The 23,223-nt window shown below is 55.9% G+C and carries 20 protein-coding genes; all 20 read left to right on the top strand.

From position 1 onward, the window contains the following. Window positions 1-224 precede the first annotated feature (224 nt). The 20 genes from GSVR_RS15280 to GSVR_RS15375 all read left to right on the top strand — a co-directional run bounded on the left by GSVR_RS15280 (window position 225) and on the right by GSVR_RS15375 (window position 23,222). A complete protein-coding gene (locus GSVR_RS15280) occupies window positions 225-848 on the top strand; it encodes a terminase small subunit (RefSeq protein WP_173200822.1) in 624 nt (207 codons plus the stop codon). Between the two features lie 176 nt (window positions 849-1,024). Then, window positions 1,025-2,341, top strand: coding sequence for a hypothetical protein (locus tag GSVR_RS15285; protein WP_173200820.1), 1,317 nt, complete (start codon window positions 1,025-1,027; stop codon window positions 2,339-2,341). A 237-nt stretch (window positions 2,342-2,578) separates the two neighbouring features. Beyond that, a complete protein-coding gene (locus tag GSVR_RS15290; protein WP_173200818.1) occupies window positions 2,579-4,270 on the top strand; it encodes a portal protein in 1,692 nt (563 codons plus the stop codon). Further along, window positions 4,267-4,593: a hypothetical protein gene (locus tag GSVR_RS15295; RefSeq protein WP_173200816.1), complete on the top strand. Its 327-nt coding sequence runs from the start codon at window positions 4,267-4,269 to the stop codon at window positions 4,591-4,593. Before GSVR_RS15290 ends, GSVR_RS15295 begins: the two co-directional genes overlap by 4 nt. Beyond that, window positions 4,532-5,296, top strand: a complete 765-nt coding sequence (locus tag GSVR_RS15300; RefSeq protein ID WP_173200815.1) for a hypothetical protein — start codon at window positions 4,532-4,534, stop codon at window positions 5,294-5,296. The genes GSVR_RS15295 and GSVR_RS15300 overlap by 62 nt, the downstream gene beginning before the upstream one ends. A 107-nt stretch (window positions 5,297-5,403) precedes the next feature. Continuing rightward, complete coding sequence (locus GSVR_RS15305) at window positions 5,404-6,432, top strand: major capsid protein (RefSeq protein ID WP_173200945.1); 1,029 nt, start codon at window positions 5,404-5,406, stop codon at window positions 6,430-6,432. Window positions 6,433-6,520: 88 nt separating this feature from the next. Continuing rightward, window positions 6,521-6,997, top strand: a complete 477-nt coding sequence (locus tag GSVR_RS15310) for a Bbp16 family capsid cement protein (protein ID WP_173200814.1) — start codon at window positions 6,521-6,523, stop codon at window positions 6,995-6,997. A gap of 33 nt (window positions 6,998-7,030) precedes the next feature. Beyond that, entirely contained in the window at window positions 7,031-7,426 is a 396-nt protein-coding gene (locus GSVR_RS15315; RefSeq protein WP_173200813.1) for a hypothetical protein, read from the top strand. Between the two features lie 37 nt (window positions 7,427-7,463). Further along, complete coding sequence (locus GSVR_RS15320; RefSeq protein WP_173200812.1) at window positions 7,464-7,838, top strand: hypothetical protein; 375 nt, start codon at window positions 7,464-7,466, stop codon at window positions 7,836-7,838. Window positions 7,839-7,920: 82 nt separating this feature from the next. Then, on the top strand, window positions 7,921-8,325 hold the full coding sequence (locus tag GSVR_RS15325) for a hypothetical protein (RefSeq protein ID WP_173200811.1): 405 nt from the start codon (window positions 7,921-7,923) through the stop codon (window positions 8,323-8,325). A 13-nt stretch (window positions 8,326-8,338) separates the two neighbouring features. Further along, entirely contained in the window at window positions 8,339-8,719 is a 381-nt protein-coding gene (gene gp10 / locus GSVR_RS15330; RefSeq protein WP_173200809.1) for a capsid staple protein, read from the top strand. A 4-nt stretch (window positions 8,720-8,723) separates the two neighbouring features. After that, the gene (locus GSVR_RS15335) at window positions 8,724-9,350 is read left to right on the top strand and encodes a hypothetical protein (protein WP_173200807.1); all 627 of its coding nucleotides are present in this window, start codon (window positions 8,724-8,726) and stop codon (window positions 9,348-9,350) included. 15 nt (window positions 9,351-9,365) lie between these two features. Then, complete coding sequence (locus tag GSVR_RS15340; protein ID WP_173200805.1) at window positions 9,366-12,110, top strand: ubiquitin-activating E1 FCCH domain-containing protein; 2,745 nt, start codon at window positions 9,366-9,368, stop codon at window positions 12,108-12,110. Beyond that, entirely contained in the window at window positions 12,100-12,576 is a 477-nt protein-coding gene (locus GSVR_RS15345; protein WP_173200803.1) for a hypothetical protein, read from the top strand. The genes GSVR_RS15340 and GSVR_RS15345 overlap by 11 nt, the downstream gene beginning before the upstream one ends. Beyond that, window positions 12,573-12,962, top strand: a complete 390-nt coding sequence (locus GSVR_RS15350) for a hypothetical protein (protein WP_173200801.1) — start codon at window positions 12,573-12,575, stop codon at window positions 12,960-12,962. The genes GSVR_RS15345 and GSVR_RS15350 overlap by 4 nt, the downstream gene beginning before the upstream one ends. Continuing rightward, complete coding sequence (locus tag GSVR_RS15355; protein WP_173200799.1) at window positions 12,952-13,446, top strand: hypothetical protein; 495 nt, start codon at window positions 12,952-12,954, stop codon at window positions 13,444-13,446. Before GSVR_RS15350 ends, GSVR_RS15355 begins: the two co-directional genes overlap by 11 nt. Window positions 13,447-13,455: 9 nt before the next feature. Then, a complete protein-coding gene (locus GSVR_RS15360; protein ID WP_173200797.1) occupies window positions 13,456-15,234 on the top strand; it encodes a hypothetical protein in 1,779 nt (592 codons plus the stop codon). Continuing rightward, window positions 15,234-21,419 (top strand): hypothetical protein, encoded by a 6,186-nt coding sequence (locus GSVR_RS15365; RefSeq protein WP_173200796.1) that lies wholly within the window; start codon window positions 15,234-15,236, stop codon window positions 21,417-21,419. Before GSVR_RS15360 ends, GSVR_RS15365 begins: the two co-directional genes overlap by 1 nt. Continuing rightward, window positions 21,416-22,186 (top strand): hypothetical protein, encoded by a 771-nt coding sequence (locus GSVR_RS15370; RefSeq protein ID WP_173200794.1) that lies wholly within the window; start codon window positions 21,416-21,418, stop codon window positions 22,184-22,186. Before GSVR_RS15365 ends, GSVR_RS15370 begins: the two co-directional genes overlap by 4 nt. Window positions 22,187-22,211: 25 nt before the next feature. Beyond that, window positions 22,212-23,222 (top strand): hypothetical protein, encoded by a 1,011-nt coding sequence (locus GSVR_RS15375; protein WP_173200664.1) that lies wholly within the window; start codon window positions 22,212-22,214, stop codon window positions 23,220-23,222. Window position 23,223: the final 1 nt, after the last annotated feature.

The raw sequence follows: 23,223 nt of genomic DNA on the forward strand, positions 1-23,223 counted from the left end.
TCAGTTGCAAAAAACATCTTGACAATTTCTTATATTATAGTAGATGCTCAGCGCATAATTCTTCTATTGTAGAAGAAAAAGAAAATTCCTGCTGTTGCGTATGCCAAGAGGTGGCAACCATGAAACCTTCAAATGGGTAGAGACGTTAAGGCAGGTAATTAAGTAACCACTCCCGCAACGGGCGGGGTGTCCAAGACCGATAGCCACAATGGAGCGCATCGGCAATGAAAGAGCAAAAGCAGCAGACCACAAATCGACGTGGCAACAAGCAGGGGACTATCTCGGAAGAGGTGTCCCCTTCTGTCGTTGGTGCTCTTCCTCTGGAGAATGAGGGGCATGAGCGCTTCTGTCTGGAGATCCTGAACCGCAAACCGAACGTCCGTGCTTATAAACTCGCCTATCCTGATGCTGCTTATATGTCGGCTGCTGCTGCATCATCCGTCCTCTTAAAAGATCATAAAATACAAGAGCGCATTGCTTACCTCAAAGAAGAGCAGCGATCACGGCTCAGAATGTCCGCTGATGATGTCCTCATGGGCCTTGAGATGGCGGCTCGTCTCGACCCTGCGGATCTCTACAAAGATGACGGCTCACTCATCAATATCAAAGATATGCCCTACGAGGTGCGAATCTGTATTGAAAAGTTTGAGAGCGACTCGATCTTAGTTGGGGAAGGCAAGAACAAGAAGAACATAGGTCGCACGTCAAAGGTCCATTTCATCAGCAAAAAGTCTGCTCTTGAACTCCTCGCGCGTCATCACAAGCTCCTCACTGACAAGTTAGAGGTGAAGGTAACTAAATCCCTGGAAGATCTGCTGACTGAGAGTGAGAGGGAGGGCGAAGAATGACTCCAGCCGCCTCTCGTCTCCGGACTTGGAGAGAGAACCCTGTACAGTTCGTGTGGGACAACTTCAGGGTTGAGCCTGACGCATGGCAAAAGGAGGCGCTTGAGTATGTCGGAGGGGATTATAACCCTTGCCGGCGCTTGGGAATGAAGGCCTGCACAGGTCCAGGGAAGACAGCCGTGCTTGCTTGGATCGGTTGGCAGCGGCTCGCATGTTTCGGCCGGAAGAATGAACATCCCAAAGGGGCCGCGCTGTCAGAAACAAAGGACAATCTCAGGGATAACCTCTGGCCGGAGCTTTCACACTGGCAGAAGCGCAGCGAGTTCCTTATGTCTCAATTCACTTGGGGCAAGGAGCGTATATCATCAAATGACCATCCTGAGGACTGGTTTCTTTCCGCCCGATCCTTCGCTAAGGATGCCGACGAGAAGGCAATCGGTAATTCCCTTTCTGGTCTGCATGGATCTTTCCCCTTCATTTTGCTCGACGAGACAGGCGATCAGCCTCCCGCGGTAATCAAGAAAGCATCACAGATATTCACCGGAAATCCAGTTGATGCTCTGCTCGCGGCGGCAGGAAACCCGACGAGCATAGCAGGGCTCCTTTACGAGATATGCACTCACTCACGAGAGCAATGGAAGATCATCACCATCACGGCCGATCCTGATGACCCAAAGCGTACTCCTCGCGTGTCCGTAGAGCATGCTCGTGAAGAGATCCGTCTCAATGGCAGGGATAATCCGTGGGTAATGGCGACGATCCTGGGGTTATTCCCTCCCTGCGGGTTCAATGCCTTGGTAGGTGCCGAAGACATCGAGGCAGCGTTTAAGCGGCACTATCGACCAGATCAATACGATTTTGCAGCGAAGATTATCGGCGTTGATGTAGCACGAGAGGGGAATGACCGCTCTACGTTCTGTCCGCGACAAGGGCTTGTTGCCTTCAAGCCGCGGGAATTCCGCAACGCACGAAGCAATGTCTTGGGTACGTCTCTCGCTCAGGCTGAAGACAAGTGGAGCGCCGACGGAGTGATCGTTGACGGTACTGGCGGATACGGCTCAGGAGTGATCGACTTCGGTTCCAACATGGGGCGGACTTGGTTTGATTGCCAGTTTGCTGGCAAGTCTCCTGATCCGAAGTTCTTCAACATGAGAGCTTATATCCTATGGCAGTTCGCAGAGTGGATCAAGAACGGTGGAGCGCTCCCCTATATCCCGCAACTCCTCAAGGAAGCGCCGGCGATTACCTACACCTACTCAGGGGACAAGATCCTCATGAAGCCAAAAGAGATCATCAAGAAAGAAATTGGTGTTTCTCCTGATTACTTTGACGGGTATGCAACGACCTTCGCCTATCCGATCCAACCGAAACCGCGAATTCCGTCGAACATCCACGTCGGCTCCGCTGGCGACTACGATCCCGTTGCTCGTGCCGAAGAGTTGATGAAGCGATCCTCCGGCCGTGGCGACTACAACCCTTTTAACGAGAGGAGATGACGATGAAGTTCATCACAGGCGTCGCAATTGTAACCTGCTCCGGGGGAGCCCCCTCTCCTCCTCCGCCCCCTGCTCCTCCTCCTGAAGCTCAGGACGCAGGAGTCACGGCATCACGTGACAAAGAGCGTCGTCTCCGCCGTGCAGCTGCGAGCAATACCTTTTTGACATCTGGCACAACGACGACTCCGGCTGTTATCGGAACGAAGACCTTACTCGGGCAGTAATCAGGGGTGAATCATGGCAAAGACTGAAGATCAAATCATCCTTGAAAAATGCAACTCCCGTAACGCCGCTCTGAAACTGGAGCAGTCGTCTTTTATCACTCATTGGGAAGAGATCACACGATTTATATCACCACGATCAGCGCGGTATCTGCGGAGCGACAGGAACAAGGGCGAGAAGGTCAACCAGAACATCATCAACGAGACGGCGACGATTTCCTCCCGGACGCTTCAGTCTGGACTGATGGCCGGAATGTCGTCTCCCGCCCGCCCGTGGTTTGTACTCAGCCCTCCAGATCCGGGGATGAAAGAGTTCGGTCCGGTTAAGGATTGGCTCGACACGGTTACTCGCCTGATGCGCGACGTCTTCACTCGTAGCAACATCTATTCAGTGCTCCCTCGTGCCTATGGGCCCCTTGGCGATTACGGGACGGCAGCGTTCGGACTGCTGGAAGACGAGAAGGAAGTCGTCCGCGGGTACAACTTCCCCGTTGGTAGCTTCAAGATCGACTGCAGCTCTCGGGGCAACGTAGACACGCTTTACAGGGAATATTCAATGACCGTGCGTCAATTGGTCGAGACCTACGGGCTGGAGAACGTTTCGGTCGCTGTCCGTAACCTGTGGGACCGCAGCAGCTACGGCTCGTGGATTCCGGTTATCCACGCCGTTGAGCCCAACTTCGCACGGGAGACCGGGAAGCTCAACTCCAGGGACAAGCCTTTCATCTCTGTTTACTACGAAGAGGGAGCGGACCAGGGCAAGGCGCTGAGGATCTCGGGCTTCGACGAGTTCTCCGCTCTGGCACCGCGGTGGGCAGTCAACGGTGAAGATATCTACGGCTCGAACTGTCCGGGGATGCTGGCGCTCGGGTCGGTCAAGGCACTGCAGTTGGAGGAACGTCGCAAGTATCAGGCGCTCGACAAGTTCGTCAATGGCGCAGTCGAAGCAGACGCGATGCTTCGTAATTCGGGAGTTGACCTTCTTCCAGGTGGTGTGACCTGGCGGGCAAATATGGGGAACTCCCCTCATCCCGGCGTTCGTCGGATAGAGGAGATTAATCCGAACATTTTCGTCGTGTTAGGCGAGGACATCAAGGAAGTCGAGAATCGCATCCGGCGCTGTTACTACGAGGATCTGATGCTGATGATGGCTCAGTCCGACAATCCCCAAATGACGGCGCGGGAAGTGGAAGAGCGGCATCAAGAGAAGCTCCTTGTCCTCGGGCCAATGATGGAGCAGCAGAACGATGACCTCTTCGATCCGCTCATCGACCGGACCTTCAACATTATGCTTCGAAGGGGAATGTTCCCTCCTCCTCCTAAAGAGCTTCAAGGACAGCGTCTCCGCGTCGAGTACACCTCAATCATGGCCCAGGCTCAGAAGCTCATCGGTGTGGCGGCTGTCGAGCGTTTCGTCGGCTTTGTGGGTCAAGTCGCTCAGTACGACCCGACTGTTCTCGACAAGGTCGATCTTGACCAGACCGTCGATGAATACGGCGAGATGACCGGCGTCTCCTCAAAGATCATCGTTCCGGATGACGTCGTCCAGTCGAAGCGGGAGCAACGGGCGAAGGCTGAACAGGCACAACAGGCGATGGCAGCAATGCCGGCAGTCGCACAAGGCGCGAACGCGGTGAAGACTCTCGGGGAGACTGACACGGCAGAAGTAAGCTCGCTGATGAGGCTTATGACCGGGGGCGGGGCATGACCAGGGACGAGACAATCAACTTCCTTCGCAGGGAGCAGCAGATTGATGACATGAAGGCCGTCATGAGCACTCCAGAAGGTAGGCGTTTCATATGGCGGCAACTCGGAGAGGCGGGGGTTTTTCGTCCCTCATTCGTAGCAGGATCACCAGACACAACATCTTTCAACGAGGGTTCCAGAAACTGCGGGCTTCTCCTCCTGGCGGAGATCATGTCCGAAGCACCGGAGAATTTCCTCATCATGCAAAAGGAGGCAATTGAAAATGAGCGCAGAAACAAGAAGGAAACTGATCGTAACATTGGCCGCGGCGATTTTGACAACTGAGCCTGTTGTTGATCCACCTGCGGCAACAGATCCTCCGGTGACTGACCCGCCTGTAACTGATCCCCCGGCCGATGATCTGACGGCTCTCTTTACTCCCGAAGACATCCAGGCGAAGAAGAATCTCATCGCTGCGAACAAGGCAGAAGAAGAGCGTCTGGCGGCACTGACCGACGAGCAGCGAGCCGAAGAGGACCGCATCAAGGCGGAAGAGACGGCGAAAGATCAGGCTCCTGAGCAATACGCAGACTTCAAGGTTCCCGAAGGCATCGTCCTCGATCCGGCCATGATGGAGAAATTCGCTCCCCTGGCTAAGTCACTCAACCTGTCGCAAGAAAAGGCTCAGGGGCTCATCGACCTCGCTACAGAAATGCAACAGAGGACAATGGACGGAATTTTTGAGGCTCACGAGACCAGAAAGGCGACATGGCTTCAGGAGGCTCAGAATGATCCTGAGATCGGCGCGGACATCAAGCTGGGTCATGAAGGTTCGGCAGCCTATCGGGCGTTCAATACCATCGCCGCAAGTCATCCAGACATGAAGGCAATGGTCGATGAGACCGGAATCGGCAATCATCCGGCGTTTCTCCGTGTGTTCTTCCACCTCAGCAAGCATCTGAGGGAGGACACCTTCGAGATACCTTCAGGCGGCGGTGAAGGCGCGAAGGGATCGATCGCAAACTCGCTATGGCCGGGGATGAAATGAGAACGGTGTCCAATTCAAGAAAGGAGGGGGAGTCGCGGCGACCGGCCGCTTTGTAGCACAGGAGGACCGAAACCATTCACTATCGAAAGGAGTATCAAATGAAAAAGATGTTTATCAATGGGGCGGCAATCCTGACAACTGCAGCCGCCGGAGCAACAGCACTGACCCTTGCGGATTGGGCGAAACGCCTTGATCCGAATGGCAATGTCCCGAAGGTCGTCGAGATGCTGTCGCAGAAAAACGAGATCCTCGATGACATGCTCTTCGTCGAAGGCAACCTCCCGACAGGGCATCGCTCGACGATCAGAACCGGACTCCCGGACGTCGCCTGGAGGAAACTGAACTATGGCGTCCCTCAGTCCAAATCGCAGACCGTCACCGTTGACGACAACTGTGGGATGCTGGAAGCTCGCGGTCAGGTCGATTGCAAGCTGGCAAGCTTGAATGGTAATTCAGCAGCCTTCCGCCTGTCGGAAAACTCCGCCTTTTTGGAGGCAATGAATCAGGAAATGGCAAATACCGTCATCTATGGCGATACCGACGTAGATCCTGAGAAGTTCCTCGGGCTGATCCCCCGCTTCTCCGACATCGGCGCCGGAGCCCCTGCCAACGCGATGAACATCATCGACGGCGGCGGTACTGGCTCGGATAACACCTCGATCCTGATTGTTGCCTGGGGCGAAGACACCTGTCACGGGATTTTCCCGAAGGGCAGCAAGGCCGGTATCGTTCACCAGGATCTCGGAGAAGGCGACGCCTTCGACGCAGCCGGGAACCGTTTCCGCGCTCTGATGGACCTCTGGCAGTGGGACTGTGGGCTCGTTCTTCGAGACTGGAGATATGTCTCCCGTATCTGTAACATCGACGTCCCTTCGATCCGTACCGATGTTACCGCTATGAAACTGCTTCTCCGTAACCTGGTTGACGCTGAAGAGCGTATCCAGGACATGAACACCGGCAAGGTGGCGATCTACTGCAACCGCACCGTTCGCGCTGCTCTGCGTAACGCGATCATCGAGAAGATCTCAAACAACCTGACCAATGAAACCGTCGCCGGAAAGCGTGTGACCATGTGGAACGGAATCCCCGTCCGCTGCGTTGACAAGCTTCTTTTGACCGAAGCTCGTGTCGTTTAAACAGGCGCACAGCTTCTACGCTTGTTGTTGAAAGATGGCCACTCTTTCGAGGGTGGCCGAAATCAAAAAACCAGAAGGGAGCACTATCATGTTGAAAAAACTCAAGCTCTTCCTCGCGGGAGCAATCATCACAACAATCATCGACAAGTTCAATGAGTTCTCGGACTCCCAGGCGTTCACCACCGGGGCCAATACCTCGACCTTCTCCTTCGACACGAATGGCGCCGACATAGGTTCGGGGGAGGATCTTTATCTGGTGATCCAGGTTGACACTACCGTCACTTCCAACGGTAACGCGACCGTAAAATTCGGTTATGTCGAGGATGACAATGCTGATCTCTCCACAGCGACCGTCCTGCACGAGACGGCGGCTATTGGTAAAGCTACGCTTGTCGCCGGCTATCAAGTGCTCAAGATGAAGATCCCGGCCAATACGAAGCGCTATGTGGGCGTGGTCTACACCGTGGCGACTGCCGATCTGACCGCAGGCAAGTTCTCTGCCTTCCTGTGCAAAGACATCACCGATGCGAAAACCCGGATCTATCCGGCTGGTTACTCAATCTAAGCGTCTCATCACTTCAAGGAGAGGAGGTAGGTCATGCCGTTATACAAGGCAATCAAGGAGGGATGGGACGGCCGGAAGATCATCAAGCCGGGGACTATCTTTCCGTTCGACGGGCCGAAAGGGTCATGGATGGTGGAATGTGACTCGTCCGGCAAAGTAAAGGCTGGCGAAAAGGATCTTATTCCTGATCGTCCTGTCCGGGCTGGAGCTTCTCAGCCGAAGGGCTTAACCCGCGACGATCTCCGGAAGCAACTGAAGGATGCGGGGGTGAAGTTTCCCGCGACTGCCGGCGCTCCTGCTCTGGCGGAGCTTCTCAGAACTCATCAGGAGAAGGTTGCGGAGGCCGATTTCGAAAAGCAGAGTGCTGGCAAGTCATCTGAAAATCCTGACGGCGGCGCTCCAGGCGTAGGCAATCAGGACGTTATTTAACCGCTTCGGCGGTAACACTTCTGTAAAGGAGAGCATCATGAAAAAGCTGGCCTTTTTTACATTCCTGATAGTCCTGGCGGTGGCTGCGACTGTCTGCGCTCAGGGGAGAGTTGAGCATGACTTTGACAACGGTAATCCCATTGACGGCTTCGCCCCGCGGAGCATTACGGCTTACACCCACACTAAGGCTGCGATCACCATCCCGCTCACTGCTACCGGCGCGACGGCCGTCGCAAAATATTGCCTAAGTTCGACCGCTGCCGGAACCATCCAGATCAATGGTTCCGGGGATACAAAGGCGATTGCCGTCAATACCGATTACTGCCGCACGGTGCGTAAGGGGGTTACCTCTCTCGTCTTCACCGGGGCATCGTCGGCGGCAAAGACGATTACAGTCGAGCGACAGTATTGACCATTTTCACCTGTTGACCGGGTCCCGGAGGGCAACTTCCGGGGCTTCACTGAGCAGATGAATATCTACCGGAGGGGGCGAAATGGAGCATAAATGCGATAAGGAGAGGGAATTCGGGGAGATCACAACCACGCTCCAGTTTTTCCAGAAAGCAGAACAGCGCCGGGAGGCGAGAGAAGTGGAAATGGTCTCCACTATGAAGCAGATCGCTAGCCAGGGTGCAACCATCGCGGCTCATGCCGACACACTCGGCAAACATGACAAGTGTTTCGATGACCTCTTTGGTCGTGTTCATGTTCTGGAGACATCACCCACGGTTACACCTCTTCCGCAAGGCCCACCCGAAGACGACTCCATAGTGGTCCGGGTCTACAAGTCGAAAGCTGGCCCCTACATACTGGCGGTGCTAGTTGCCGGCTTCCTTGTCGGTGTGGGTACGAACATCGAAGCAGTCACAAAGATCGCGCTGAAGATCATTCCAGGTTAAAGAGGAGATCCCGATGAAGATGACGAGCATGGTTATGAAGGCAGAGAAAGAGGGCAAGTCGGATTGCTGCTGTTGTTCCGGTCCCTGTGGCTGCGAAGAGGGCAAGCCTCGTTATCCATGGGGGCTTCAGCTTACCCTTCAGAACGAGCAGCTTCAGGCGCTCGGATTGCCTGACATGCAGAAGGTAGGGGATACAATGACTATCCAGGCGATCGTAAAGGTCACAGGCTGTAGCGAGAATGAGCGCGAAGGCGCCGATCCTGAGCGTTCCGTCTCTCTTCAGATTACGGATCTCGGTCTCGAAGTGCCAGAGCAGAAAAAGTCACCGATCGACAAGGCAGCAACCGCGGCTGCTCTCTATGGTGGTAGCATGAAGGGCGGAGAGGGGGCTTAATCCCATGGCAAATGACGAAGTTGCAATCTGTAACAGGGCGCTCTCCCGAATCGGAGTCACAACGAAGATTCCCTCTCTTGACGTCCGGACGAAGGAAGCGATCGAGCTGAACGCCGTCTTTGAGGATGTCCGGGACGCTGTCCTTGCGGCTGCTCACTGGCCGTTTGCCCGGAAGATCATCGCGCTTCAGAAGACCGGAGAAGCTCCCTTCCGCTGGCTTTACCGATATGAGTATCCGAACGACTGCGTCGCTATTCGTTTCCTTTATCCTCCGATTTCGGGCGGCAGGGATGCCGAAGGTTTCAGGCTCGCTCTCCAGGAAAACCCAATCAAGTATGAAATCGGGCTCGACGAGAACAACGCTCAGACCATTTGCACGGATACAGACCTTGCGGTCATCGAGTACACGGCTCGCGTCAAGAACCCGCGCCAGTTCGACGCGAAGTTTTCCTCGGCCTTAGCTTGGGCTCTGGCTGCAGAAGTGGCGCTCCCCCTGGCGAAGACGCTCGATCACTCACGCAACGCCTTGGCTATGTATGAGAAGGAAATAAGCGAGGCTATTGCAAAGGCTCTGAACGAGGAGAGGAGCGATCCTCCCCCTGAATCGGAGTTTGTCCTGGCGCGACTTTAAACCGGGAGGGATTCAATGACTGCAGTAGCGCAACCGAGTTTCACCACGGGAGAGTTGACTCCAACGCTATATGGTCGGGTAGACCTGGCTCGATATTACACGGCGCTTAAAACCTGCCGGAACTTTGTTGTCATGCCGTTCGGTGGCGTCATCAATCGAGCGGGGACTCGGTTCATCGCCGAAGTGCTCGACTCGACAAAGGCGTCGCGACTGATACCGTTCGAGTTCTCATCAAGTCAATCCTATGCGCTGGAATTTGGTCATCTGAAGGAGCGGATCATCAAGGACGGCGGTCTTGTTCTCTGGCCGAGTGGTCCCTCTGAAGGAGATCCGGTCGAGGTAACTACCATTTGGCCGAGTACGGAGCTTTTCTTCCTCAAATACTCGCAGTCAGTTGACGTAATGACGCTCTGTCATCCCTCCTATCCCATTCAACAGTTATCGCGTACCGCACATCACCTGTGGGCGTTCAGTTCATTCAACAACGTCGATGGACCGTTTCAGGACATCAACATCACCCTTTCGAAAACCGTCAGGGTAAACGCCGTGACCGGGAACGTGACCATTACCGCTGCTGAGTCGATCTTCAACTCCGCGATGGTCGGGCAGATGTTTTACATCGAGCAGTCTCCGGAAGTGCAGATAAAGAAATGGGAGGTAAGTAAGGATGTCATGGTCAACGACGTCAAGCGAGCCGGCTCCCACTACTACCAGGCCTTGACGACCGGCACGACCGGGACCGTGCGGCCTGACCACACTGACGGGGCGGCATATGACGGCGATCCGGGCGTCTCCTGGCAGTATCTCCATTCCGGCTTCGGGATCATCCTCCTGACCGGCTTCACGACTGACAAGATCATGACGGGGACCGTGCTAAAACGGCTCCCTGAATCTGTCATGACGGGAACATCGTCCCGGAACATAACCGGCGCCACTACCGGGAGCGCTCCGATTCCGGGATCTGAGGGGGGGCCTGACACTCCGGCTGTTGATGCAGTAATTACCTGTCCCGCTCACGGCTTCTCGACGGGCGACACGGTCACAATCACGGGGCTCGTCGGCATAGCCGAATTGAACACGACAGCACAGATCATTGTATTGAACACCAACTCCTTTCAGTTTGTCGGCGTCTACGGTACGGGCGCGTATGTCTCGGGCGGAGTAGCTGCCAAAACAGTTACCGGCCAGGACTCTTATAAATGGGCGCTGGAAGCCTGGGGCGGTGATCAAGGCTATCCAGCCACAAATATCTATTACCAGCAGCGGCAGATGTTCGGGGCGACAACCAGGCAACCGCAAACCTCATGGATGTCACAGTCGGCTGGATTCACCGATTTCGGTCAATCGATCCCGCTGCTCGATGACGACGCGATCAGTTTCAGGTTGGTGGCCGACAAGATGCACGAGATCCGCCACTTCATTAGACTGAAGAGCTTGATCGCGCTTACCTCCGAAGGTGCTTGGGTCATCAACAAGGAGCAGGGTTCGCCTATCCCTGCGACCGATCCTCAAGAACAGGGGGGCTCCTCGCATGTCCGTCCGCTGAAGATCGGGAAGTCCGCGATCTACGTCGAGGAGAAGGGGGGCGCGATTCGCTCACTCGGGTACGAGTTCAACTCCGACTCATACGAGGGGAAGGATCTCACGCTGACTGGCTCTCACCTTCTGGAAGGAAAGCAGATTGTCGATTGGGCCTATCAAAAGGTGCCTTTCCGTTGCGTCTGGATTGTTCTCAGTGACGGCGGGCTCCTTGGGTTGACCTACCTCCCGGATCAGGATGTCGTCGGCTGGCATCGTCACGACACGGACGGGGCGGTCGAATCGATCTGTTGTGTCTCCGAAGGACAGGAAGACGCGATCTATGTCATCGTGCGGCGGATCATAAACGGCGTGTCGAAGCGGTATATCGAGCGGTTCGCCTCAAGATCATTCGAATCTATCGAGGATGCCTTCTTCGTAGATTGCGGTCTCACCTATGACGGGCGCGAAGCAGGAGCCGGCGTCGCCTTCACCCTCTCGGGTGGAGATGAGTGGAGCTACGAGGAAACCTTGACCTTTGAGACGACAACCGACTTCTTCGCCGGGGTTTCTGACGTGGGGGATGCAATAGTCCTACATGAGACACCAGACGAGGAAACATTGCTGGTGAATCCGGACGCTGTCGGACAGGCGCTCCGGCTGACGATACTCGAATACGTCTCCGCCCGAGAGGTGACTGTGCTTGCTGACCGTACCGTCCCGGCTGAGTTCCGCGATACTGCGACAACCGGCTTTCAGGTGGCACGGAATACCTTCTCCGGCCTCGATCACCTCCAGGGAAAGACAGTCGCGATCCTGGCGGACGGGAACGTTGAGGATCGGGCCGTCGTTGGAGCAGTGACAGGGGGCGTCGGGTTCGTGCTTGAGAATCCGGCGGTCGTCGTTCATGCGGGGCTCCCGATTGAGGCGGACGTCGAGACGCTCGACATCAACGTTCAGGGTCAGTCGATACAAGACAAGGTCAAATCGGTTCGCAGTGTCACGCTGCTGGTGAGAGACACCAGGGGGCTCCAGGCGGGACCGGATGCAAACAACCTGCTGGAACTGAATCCGCTTATGTCCGGGGGGTACGATCAGCCGGTTGCTACGGAGACGGGGCCGGTCAAGGCGAATATCATCTCGGATTGGTCGGACGGGGGACGGGTGCTCGTCAGGCAGTCGAACCCGCTTCCCGCGACGATACTCGCAGCAATCCCGGAGGTTGTCATCGGTGGAGCATAATATTCCAAAAAATATTCCGGTAATTATTCCGGCCTTGCCCGAACACGTCCGTTGCATCGCTGCGAACATGCGGCCGGCGGACGTTGCGGAGATAAGGGCGCTTGCCTGGGAGCCGGAGTCAGCGCTTCGGATCTCGCTGAGAACGTCTCTCGCTGCCTGGACGGGGACCGTTGACGGCGTTCCCGTCTGCATGTTCGGCGTCTGTGACGGAGAGATGGGCGAAGGGCGTCCGTGGATGATCGGGACGGCAGATCTAGAACGGTATGCGGTGATATTTCTTCGCCGCTGCCGCAAGCAGGTTGAGCGGATGCTCGACATCCGGCCGGTCCTGGCAAATTACGTCTCAGTCGATAACAATCGGGCTATTCAGTGGCTCACATGGCTTGGCTTCACTATCGATGCTCCGCTTCCGTGGGGAGCGCGTCGTCAACTCTTTCACCGTTTCGAGCTTAGGAGAACGACATGAGAGAGATCGCTCGGGAAGAGTGGAACTTCCCGGTCAGCGGCCGGGGCTTTGACAATCGCTATTTCGTGGCGGAAGGTGCAGGCGCGGAGATACACCTCCATATCCAATTCATCGACGGGAAGGACTTCGTTCAGTTGCATCTCTACGCTACTGGCAACAACCGGGAGGCGATCAGGATCATGCGTCGCGACCGGCCAGAGTTCATGACGATGCTCCGCTCCTGGGGGATTAAGACCTTCACCGCCATTCGGCCCGATACCGACGACATCAAGAAATGGATCAAGTTCCTCCTGCTCTCTCTGGAAAAGGACTTCAAGGTCGCGGACTTCAAGTGGAAGCAGAAGAATTACAAGGTAATCAGCGTGGAGGTGGACGATGGGGCTTGAAACAGCAACTCTTATGACGATCGCGGCAGTCTCGGCGGTGGCAGGAGCGGGAGTCTCCGCATACTCGATGTATGCGTCTGGAGAAAACCAGAAGGAAGCGGCTGACTACAACGCTGAAATGAGCAAACTGAAGGCCCAAGACGCCCTCCAGCGCGGGGCGATTGAGGCATCGGCAAAGCGGGAAAAAGCAAAGAGGGTCGCCGGGGCCCAGGCTGAAAGCATGGCGATGTCAGGCGTCGCAATCGATACCGGGACTCCTCTCGCTCTTCTGACTGAGACAGCCGGACTCGGGGAGCTTGACGCGCTGAGATCCGTGAATAATGCCACTCGGGAGGCGTGGGGGTATAAGGCCCAGTCCTCGCTTGACGAGTATCAGGGGAGATCGGCAGCTTCGGCCGGTCTGCTCAACGCAGGGGGAACGTTCCTCGGCGGCGCTTCAAATGCTTATTTCGGTTATCGCGCCGGCATGAAAGCAGCGGCGTAAGGGGGAGCGATGAAAAGGTTTATTCAAGGGGCTGCAATAATTACCACTCCGGAAGTTCCGCGGTATGACAGCGGACGCATTGAGCCGACCCAAGGCTTCAACACTCCCCGCGCTCAGGGTCTCGGGCCGGAAGCGTTCGGGGCGGGCATCGGACAAGGGCTCCAGCAATCGAGCAAAACCATGTTCGCAGTCGCCTCGGAAGAACGGGCAAAGGCTGACCGCACGGCAACGATTCAAGCACGCACAGCGCTCGACCAGGCGGAAGTTGATCTCCTTTATCATCCTCAAACGGGGGCGTTGGCGAAGCGCGGGAAAGACGCTTTCTCTTTGGAGGAGCCGACACTCAAGTCGTTTGATGAGAAGACAGCAGAAATAGAGGGGGGGCTTGCTACTCCTGAACAAAAATCCACCTTCAAGCTTCTGGCGGGACAGCGCCGCGTCGAGGTCGATAAGCAGATACAGCGGCACGTTTTCAGCGAGATCAAGACCTATGCCGATGAAGCGAATAAGGCGAGTCTGCAATCAACACTTGAGAACGTTGTCCGCAATTACCAAGATCCCGAGAGGATCGAACAGGAGCGCAAGTTCGGGCTGGCCGTCATCATGTCCGATACTGACAACAAGGGCCTCCCTCCTGAAGTCGTCAAGGCGAAAGTAGCCTCCTGGGAGTCGATGGTTCACAAGGGCGTAATTGAACGGATGTCGGTAGACAATCCTGTCAAGGCTCAGGAATATTTCGACGTGAACCGGGACAACATCATCCCCACGGATGCCGTCAAGATCGAGCACGCCTTGAAGCCGCTCGTTAAGGAGGTTGAAGTCAACGCGGCGGCCGATGATATCTTCCAGACAAACCCGACTGCGTCACGTGCGGATCTCGTCTCTGCAATTCGGGAGAGGTACAAGGGGAAGCCGTGGCTTCAGGAGGCGGAGGCAGAGGTCCGGCGCCTGTACGAAGATCGTGAGACGGCGACGAAGAAGGTTAAGAACGACGCAGAGGAAGCGGTCTATTCCTACATCGCGAGGGCGAAACTCGATGGGCGGGTTCCGAAGCTGAGCGACATCCCAGGTGACGTATGGGCAAATCTGGCAAAGGTTAATCCGGAGAAGGTAGGGAAGATCGCGGACGAGATCCGCTCGGCTCAGGAACACGCGACGGACCGGACTCGGGCGGAGCAGGACCGGCGGGACACGAAGGCCACAGTTGACAATCTGACGACCTGGGGACTGCTGAAGACCAATCCGGCGACGCTGCGAAGTACCAATCTCGACGCGCTACTCGCGCAAGGGAAGATCTCAAAGAGCCAGTATCAGGATCTCACGACCGATCAGCTCGCAATCAGGCAGGGCAAGGGAGAACACGAGGCGCTGCTCCTGAGCAACAAGGCGGCGGTTGACGGCGTTCTTCATTCGGTAGGTATCCGTGACGATCCGAAGAGCGAAGGGAAGTCAGAGAGGTACATGAAATTTTATGATGCTCTCAATAACCGGATGAAGGTTTTCGAGTTGGAGAACCAGCGCCGACCGAAACAAGATGAAGTCAAGACAATGGCGCGGGGGCTGCTGGCGGAGGTTTCTCAGGACGTCAACTTCTGGCCGATCGACAAGACAGTTCGGACATTTGAAGTTGATATTTCCAGAGTTCGGGTTCCTTCGATTGACCGGATTGAAATCATTCGTGCAATTAGGGCCAATCAATTGGGAATATCACACACCGTCCCAATATCTGAAGAACAGATCCGGAGAGTCTACCTCGAAAAACAGGCTCTCTCAGGAGGTAAAAAATAATGGCCGACGATCTCTTCTCCGTCTATGACGACATCATCAAGAGTGCTGCCAGAAGAACGAACCCGCAACTCAAGGGTTCGCTATATTCCTCCGTTGACACGAACCCAGATGAGGAGGCAGGGCTCCACAAGCTGTCTCAGAAGGTAAAAATTCCGGTCGAGGCATTAAGAGCAGATCGGGGCGCCGAAGCGCGTCGGCTGGCTGCAGTCCAGGGGCGCGACGATCTTCCGACAGCGTCTACAAACTTCCTCTCCTCTCCTGATAATGCGAAGCTCGCTCACGATGACGTTGACAACCTATCCCTGACTGAGAGGCTTCTGACATCCGCGGGTAATTTCCTGAGAAACGATGTCCCTGCCATTGCTACAACCTACGGGGCAAGGATCGGCGCCGGACTTCAGAAGGGCCTCGGGGGGCTTCAGAGGTTTATGGGCGAAGCGGTTCCGAACGAAAACGGTTTCTCGATTTATGCCGATGATCCTGAGCTTATCCGCAAGGGGACGGAGCGCTATCAAGAGGGGAAGATGATCTCCGAAACGATAGACGCGGAGAAGCCTCTCAAATCCTACGCCGGGAAGATCGTATCCAGCGCTCTGGAGAGTATCGGCTTCATGGCTCCGGGGCTTGCCTTGGGTGCTGTATCTGGTCCGGCAGCTCCAGTTACTGCCTTGGGGACGATGGGGCTCCTGACGGGCGGTCAGGCTTACGGAGAGGCACGGGACAAGGGAATCACACGGCAGGACGCCACCGACAGCGCGGCGATTCAGGGGGCAACGGAGGTAGCAACCGAACTGCTCCCCTTCATGGCGCTGGCTAAGTTCTTCAAGCCGGGGAAGTTGACGACCAAGCTCGCTCATTATTACCTGGCAGAAGTGCCGGGAGAGCACATCGCGACGGCTGTCCAGAACACGACTGGGAAGGTGTTCGAGGAGGCAGATCCGGAGAAGCGGAAACAGGCGGCAATCGATTACTTCTTCTCGTCGGAACATGCTCAAGACCAGATTGATACCTTCTTCACGACCATCGTCCAGGGCGCAATCCTCGGCGGCACGGCTGCGGGGGTCCACAAGGTCGGCAGTAGAAGCGATAAACAGATCCAGGCAGACGAAACGGCCGGCTCCCTGGCTACGGCCGCTGCTCGTACCAATGCAACCAGTAAGCTGATGACATCGCTCGGGGAGATGGCGTCCTCTTCAAAGCTGAGAGAGCGGCTTCCCGAAAAGTTTCAGGAGTTCATGCAGCAGGCGAAGGCGGAGGGCGGGGTCGATAACGTATATATTCCGGCGGACCGTTTCTCCACCTTCTTCCAAGAGCAGGGCAAAAGCCCGGTGGAAATGGCCCAGGAATTGACCGGGGACCGTGCGGCATACATGGAGGCTATTGCTACTGGCGGAGACGTGGTCATTCCCCTGGAGGTTTACACGACGATCATCGCCCCTTCGGAATATCACCAGGAGCTTGCGAAGGACGTCCGCCTTCATCCTGGCGACATGACTCAAAGAGAGCTTGAGGAATGGTCGGGGAAGATGCCGGAGGAATTCGATGCGATCTTCAAGGATCTGGAGACTGAGGGGAAGAACGTCCCCGGTGATCAGAAGGTTTATGACGCTGTTCTCGGGGAATTGATGGGTGTCGGGCGCGTCCGTGGCACGGCGGAGCGTGAGGCTATGCTCTGGCAGTCACGGTACAGGACCAGGGCAGAGCGCCTCGGGAAAGATGCCTGGGCGCTGTACGAAGAGAATCCGCTCAGAGTTCGCCGCCCGATGCCGGAGTTCATGACACGGCGAGATTTCGTCGATACTTCGATCGATCCATTCCTCGACCGGATCAGGGCGAACGATGTTCCAACTGAATCTCAGGCGTTCGGTGAATCTCTCGGGGACTTCCTGAGAATGAGAGGCGTTCAGGACTCAGGCGGGGAACTCGCTTCAATAGGCGTCGATGAAGGCATCAAACCGTTTCAGCGGAAGATGGTTCAGGAAAACGGTCTCGCTCTGGATGAGGCTCGGGATTCTGCGATCAAAGCTGGCTATCTGCCGGAAGGTGCGACGACCAGAGACTTCATCGATGCGGTTGATAAGGAGGCACGGGGCAAGTCGGTATATTCTGCGGCGAACCAGAACGAGAAGGCCGTAGGGCTGAAAATGGATCTGGAGCAGCTTCAGCAGTTCCTCAGCTCCCTCGACCTGGACGTCTCGATGATGACGAACGAAGAGATTCGGAAGGCGATTCAGGGTCAGTCGTTCGATCAGTCTGACGATCAGACCTACCTCGAAGTAAAGCGAGGCTCGATCACCTTCGTGCCTGGGTTCCGCAATATTGCCCTGCTGGAGAAGGCAGATCTCTCGACCTTCCTCCATGAATCCGGCCACGCTTGGCTTGAGGAAATGAAGCAGGACGCAACGATCAAAGAGGCGCCTGAACAACTCCGGCAGGATTGGGAGACTCTCGCCTCCTGGGGTGGCTTTGCGCCTGATACGTCTACGATACCTGTCGAAGCTCACGAGAAATTTGCTCGCGCTGTCGAAGCATACCTCATGGAAGGGAAAGCCCCATCGGTTGAGCTGCAACCGGCTTTCCAGCGCTTCAAGGCGTGGCTGTTCAGGATCTACCGCTCGATCAAGGGTCTTGATGTCGAGCTGACCGACGAGGTCAGACGTGTGCTAGACCGGATGCTCGCCACGGATGAGGAGATCAAACGGGCGGAAGATCTGCAATCCTTCCATCCACTCTTTGCCGATGCGGAAGCGGCCGGCATGACGGAGCGGGAGTTCAAGGCTTACCGGGCGGAGATCGAACGGGCCCACACAGAGGCGGAAACGCAGCTTCAGCAGAAGCTTATGAAGGAGATCACCAGGGAGCAAGAGGCGTGGTGGAAAGAGGAACGGGCAAAGTTGCTGACCGAAGTCCAGGCAGAAGCGCAGCAAGAGCCGGTTTATCAGGCTTTCAAGGCTCTGACCGATGGGACGGACTTTGAAGGCAACGCAGCGCCGGAAGGTTTTAAGCTCTCGAAGGACGATCTCGTCCGCATGTACGGGAAGGAGTTCGTCAAGAAGCTTCCCCGCTCCTTCCGTTACCTCTATGCAAAAGAGGGGGGTCTCCATCCTGACGCAGTGGCTGAAGTCTTCGGCTTCTCCTCTGGCGACGAAATGATCCGCAAGATGGCGAACACTCCGCCGATGAAGAAGTTCGTCGAGGCGGAGACCGACGTCAGGATGCGGCAGAAATACGGCGACATGCTGAATGACGGCACGGTCGCTGACGAGGCGCTGAAGGCTGTCCATTCCGACTATCAAGGGCAAGTCCTCCGGGCTGAATTGCGGGCGCTCAGGCGCAAGCAGAGAGAGGTTGCCCCCTTCGTCAAGGCCGAGAAAGACCAGGCGGCGGAGGCGCTCAAGCGGGAGAAGACGGAAAGGGAATATGAACGGCGGTGGCTGGATGCCGAAAAGAAACTCGCTCTTGAGATAGAACGGGGTGCGGCGGCTGAAGAACTGCGGAAGATTCGGGAGGAGATCCGCACCAATCGGGAGGGCGCTCGCCGGGCTCGTCTTGAGATGGAGGCGGGTATCCCTCCGCTTGAAGCCTTCAAGATGTGGGCGGCTCAGGCAATCGGCGCGAAGGCTCTCAAGGACATTACTCCAGGTGTCTATGCTCGGGCAGAGCAAAAAGCAGGAAAAGCGGCTTTTGAGGCAGCGTCAAAGGGAAAATTCGAGAAGGCAGGGGAAGAAAAACAGAAACAGCTACTCAACCATTACCTCTATATGGAGGCAGTCAAGGCAAAAGAGGACGCCGACAAGATCTACGATTATGCGAAGCGCCTTGAAAAGCCGGCGACTCAACAGAGGATCGGCAAGGCTGGCGGGGATTACCTCGAACAGATCAACGCAATACTGGAGCGGTACGAGTTTAAGCGGGTAACGCTGGAAACGCTGACGAAGCGGCGCTCTCTGCTGGAGTGGGCTCAGGAACAAGAGGAAATGGGGCTTGAGCCTTCCATTCCCGATGAGCTTCTCAATGAGTCGAGCAAGCGCAATTACAAGGAGCTGACGATCGACGAGCTTCGGGCGATCAGGGATGCCCTGAAGAATATCGAGCATCTCTCCAAAGAGGTCAACCGGATAAGAATCGACAATGAGGAGTTTGAGCTTGAGGAGGCGCTCAATGAATTGACAGCTTCGGTCACCCAAAACTTCGATGTGAAGAAGCTCCCGATTGACAAGGAAACGCTGTCCTGGATCGAGAAGCAGGGGGAGAAGCTCTCCCGCCTCGACGCCTCGCTCATCAAAACGGAGCAGTTGATCGAATGGATGGACGGCGGAAAGATAGATGGCCCCTGGTCGCGGATGATCTTCCAGCCAATAGCGAAGGCAGAGTCCAACGAGCACAACATGACGCTGAAATATACAGCGAAGCTCGCAGACCTGGTTGAAGCATACGGAAAAGAGAAGAAAGCGGGTCTGATGGAGAAGGTCTTCATCTCCTCCCTGAATGAGTCCCTCACCAGACAGGCAGTGATTGCCGTCGCTCTGAACACGGGTAACGAATCGAACCAGAAGAAACTGATGACCGGATACGGCTGGACCGATTACCAGCTTGACGAGATTCTCTCTCATCTCGACGCGCACGACTGGGACTTCGTGCAGCGGATATGGGACACGATTGAGGAGCTTTGGCCGGAGATCGCGGCAATGGAAAAGCGGATGACGGGTGTCGCGCCTGACAAGGTTCTCCCGCGGGAAGTGACCAACGAGTTTGGTTCCTGGCGCGGCGGCTACTATCCGGTTGTGTACGACTCGCTCCATTCGGCTGCAGGAGAAAAGCAGACCGACGCGAAAGGTGACCGGCTCTTCGAGAACACCTATGTCCGGGCAACCACGGAGAAGGGCCACACGAAGGCAAGGATAGAGGAGGCGGCTTTCCCGATTCTGCTCTCTCTGGAAGTCCTCCCTCAGCACATGGCGCAAGTCATCCATGACCTGACGCACCGGGAGGCGGTCGTCGCGGCGAATCGCCTACTCGCGAACAGAGACATGAGGAGTACGCTTAATGCTACGATAGGCGCTCCCTATTACAAGATGCTGAAACAGTGGCTCGCGAACGTGGCAAACGATAGGAACATCGACCGGACCGGGAATGAGTTCTGGACGCGTTTCATGGGTACACTACGGACGAATGCGACCATCGTCGGGATGGGCTTCAGGATGACAACCATGTTCTCTCAGCTCGCCGGCCTCTCTCAGTCGCTCGACATGGTCAAGGGGAAGTATCTCGGTACGGCTCTTCTCCGCTTCACACGACATCCCTTTGAATCGGCGGCATGGGTGGCGGAGAAGTCGGGGGAGATGAAGCACCGCCGGAACTCTCTCGACCGTGACATCCGCGACGGGGTCCGGAAGCTCATGGGCAAGCACGGTGCGAAGCAATGGATTCAAGCGAAGGCATTCGCCGGGGTAGCGCTCTTTGACGCGATGGTCTCGGTCCCTACCTGGATGGGAGCCTATGAACAAGCGAAGGCGGAGGGGCTCTCCGAAGGCGACTCGATCGCGGCGGCAGACCGGGCGGTCAGGCTCTCGCAGGGCTCCGGCGGAGCGAAGGACCTCGCTGCCGTTCAGCGGTCAAACGAGATGATGAAGCTCTTCACAATGTTCTACAGTTATTTCTCCGTGCTTTACAACCGGCTCCGCAACATGGGGCGGCTCAAGTCAATCGGAGAGATCGGCTTTATGGATGTCGCATGGAAGAGCTTCGTCATGGTCATGGTCCCGGCGATTATGGGCGATCTGCTCGCCGGACGCGGTCCTGACGATGACGAAGACAAGGCTCTTTGGGCGCTGCGGAAGATTCTGGTTTACCCGTCCCTGACGGTTCCGATCGTGAGAGACATCGGAAACAGTTTCGAATCGGGCCGGCCGTATAGTCTGACACCGATGAGTCGTCTTCTGGAGATGACGGCGAAGCTCCCGGCGCAAGTCGAGGCGGTCGCTGAAAACAGGAAAGATCTCGACGACCTCATCTTCCAGAACTTCGACCTTTTGGGATACGCCTTCGGGCTCCCCACGGGGCAACCAAGAACAACGACAAAGTACATTTGGGATCTCACTGAAGGCGATGTCCGGGCTGAAGACCTCGGGGACGTCCTGAAAGGGCTCGCCTTCGGACACAAAAAGGAGGGGCATAAGCGATGACAGTCATGGTCACGGATAATTTCAAACGGTTTCACGGCTCAGGGGGGACCGGTCCTTTCACCTGGACCTGGCGCTTCCTGGCGAACGCAGACATTCAAGTCTATCTCATCGCAGAACCGGACGAGGATCACCCCTCTCTTGAGGAGAAAACCCTACTTGTCGAGGGTGATGATTACTCTCTGACCGGCGCCGGGGGCTATGTCGGCGGAACCCTCACCCTGATCTCTGCCCTGGAAGTGGGCGCGGATCTCCTTGTCGAGCGCAACACTGAGCCGGTTCAGCGGGTATCGATCAGGAACCAGGGGAATAACTTCATCCCTTCGGTCCACGAGAACGTGTTCGATCGGCTCGCGATGATGAATCAGGATCAGTTGCGGCGAATTGTTGGCTTTGAGGAAATAGCCGCTGACCTGCGGGGCAGGGCGACAGATCTCGAAGATCGGGTCACAGCTACAGAGGGGGACATTGCGACACTGTTCGCAAGAGTGACAACGGTGATCGTCACGCCTCCAGCCGGAGAATCGGGGGATGTGGTCGTCCATCAGTCTGCTTTTGCTGGTGACACTTACATTGATGTAGTGGCCGCGAATGATCCAACGGCGCGGACGATGGTCATTGGTAAAACGGACACAAGTGCAAATCTGGTCATCTTCCGTCCTACAGCCGGTAACGTGATGGGACTGACAGAGTACCCGATTGACGGTCAGAATGTTTATCGTCGGTTCATACCTCGCGCATCAGATAACACCTGGATCGTGAGCAACTAAAATGAAATGGGAGGAGGTGAACGGGATGAAGAGAATAACAGGGTTTACGGTGTTTCTGTCCCTGTCGATTGTGTCGGCTTCAGCAATGGCGGACACGGCGGCGGATCAACTGCTCAACACGGCGCTTCGCAATACAGGCAACCTGCAGGACGGCAAGCTCGATAAATCGGCAGTGGCGACAACGATATCCTCCCCAGGTTCGGATTTGAAAGTCCCTTCTGAAAAGGCAGCTCGGTCAGCAATAAATCTGCTTGTGCCGAAAACAACGACTGTGAACGGTCATGGGCTTAGTGGCAATGTTACCGTGAATAAGGCAGATGTCGGACTCGGTAACGTCGATAACACGTCAGATGCAGCCAAGCCAATCAGCACGGCGACGCAGGCGGCGCTTGATGGAAAGGTAACTGGAAACGTGGCTATCACAGGGGCTACTAAAACTAAAATCACTTATGATGCAAAAGGCTTAGTCACTGCCGGGGCTGATGCTACAACTGCCGACATTGCCGACTCGACGAATAAGCGGTACGTGTCCGATGCCCAACTCGTAGTGATTGGTAATACGTCCGGCACAAACACCGGAGACGTGACAATCGGCACTGCCAACGGTCTGTCGCTCTCTGGCCAGCAGATCTCCCTACAAATTGCGACCGATAGTGTGCCGGGGGCGCTGACAGCGGCGGATCATGCGACTTTCGCCGCCAAGGCGGCAACCGCACTGGAGGCCATCACAGCGCCAGCGTTGCTGAACTCTTGGACGAATGTTGGTGGAGGTGAACAGCCAGCCCAGTATTATAAAGATAACTTCGGCATCGTTCACGTCGAGGGGTTGCTATCGACCAGCGGAACAAGCAGCGCAACGGTCGCCTTTAATTTGCCCGTGGGGTATCGGCCCGCTTCCAATCGTTATTTTTCTGGTTTTGTTGATGGTTCGTCACTTGGCAGTGGGAATATAGGAGTAACACCTGCGGGAGACGTATATGTATTTTATCCAGCAGGTGCCGGGAGTGTGGGTATTGAGTTTTCATTTAGACCATAAA

Source organism: Geobacter sp. SVR (assembly GCF_016865365.1).
GTDB lineage: Bacteria > Desulfobacterota > Desulfuromonadia > Geobacterales > Pseudopelobacteraceae > Pelotalea.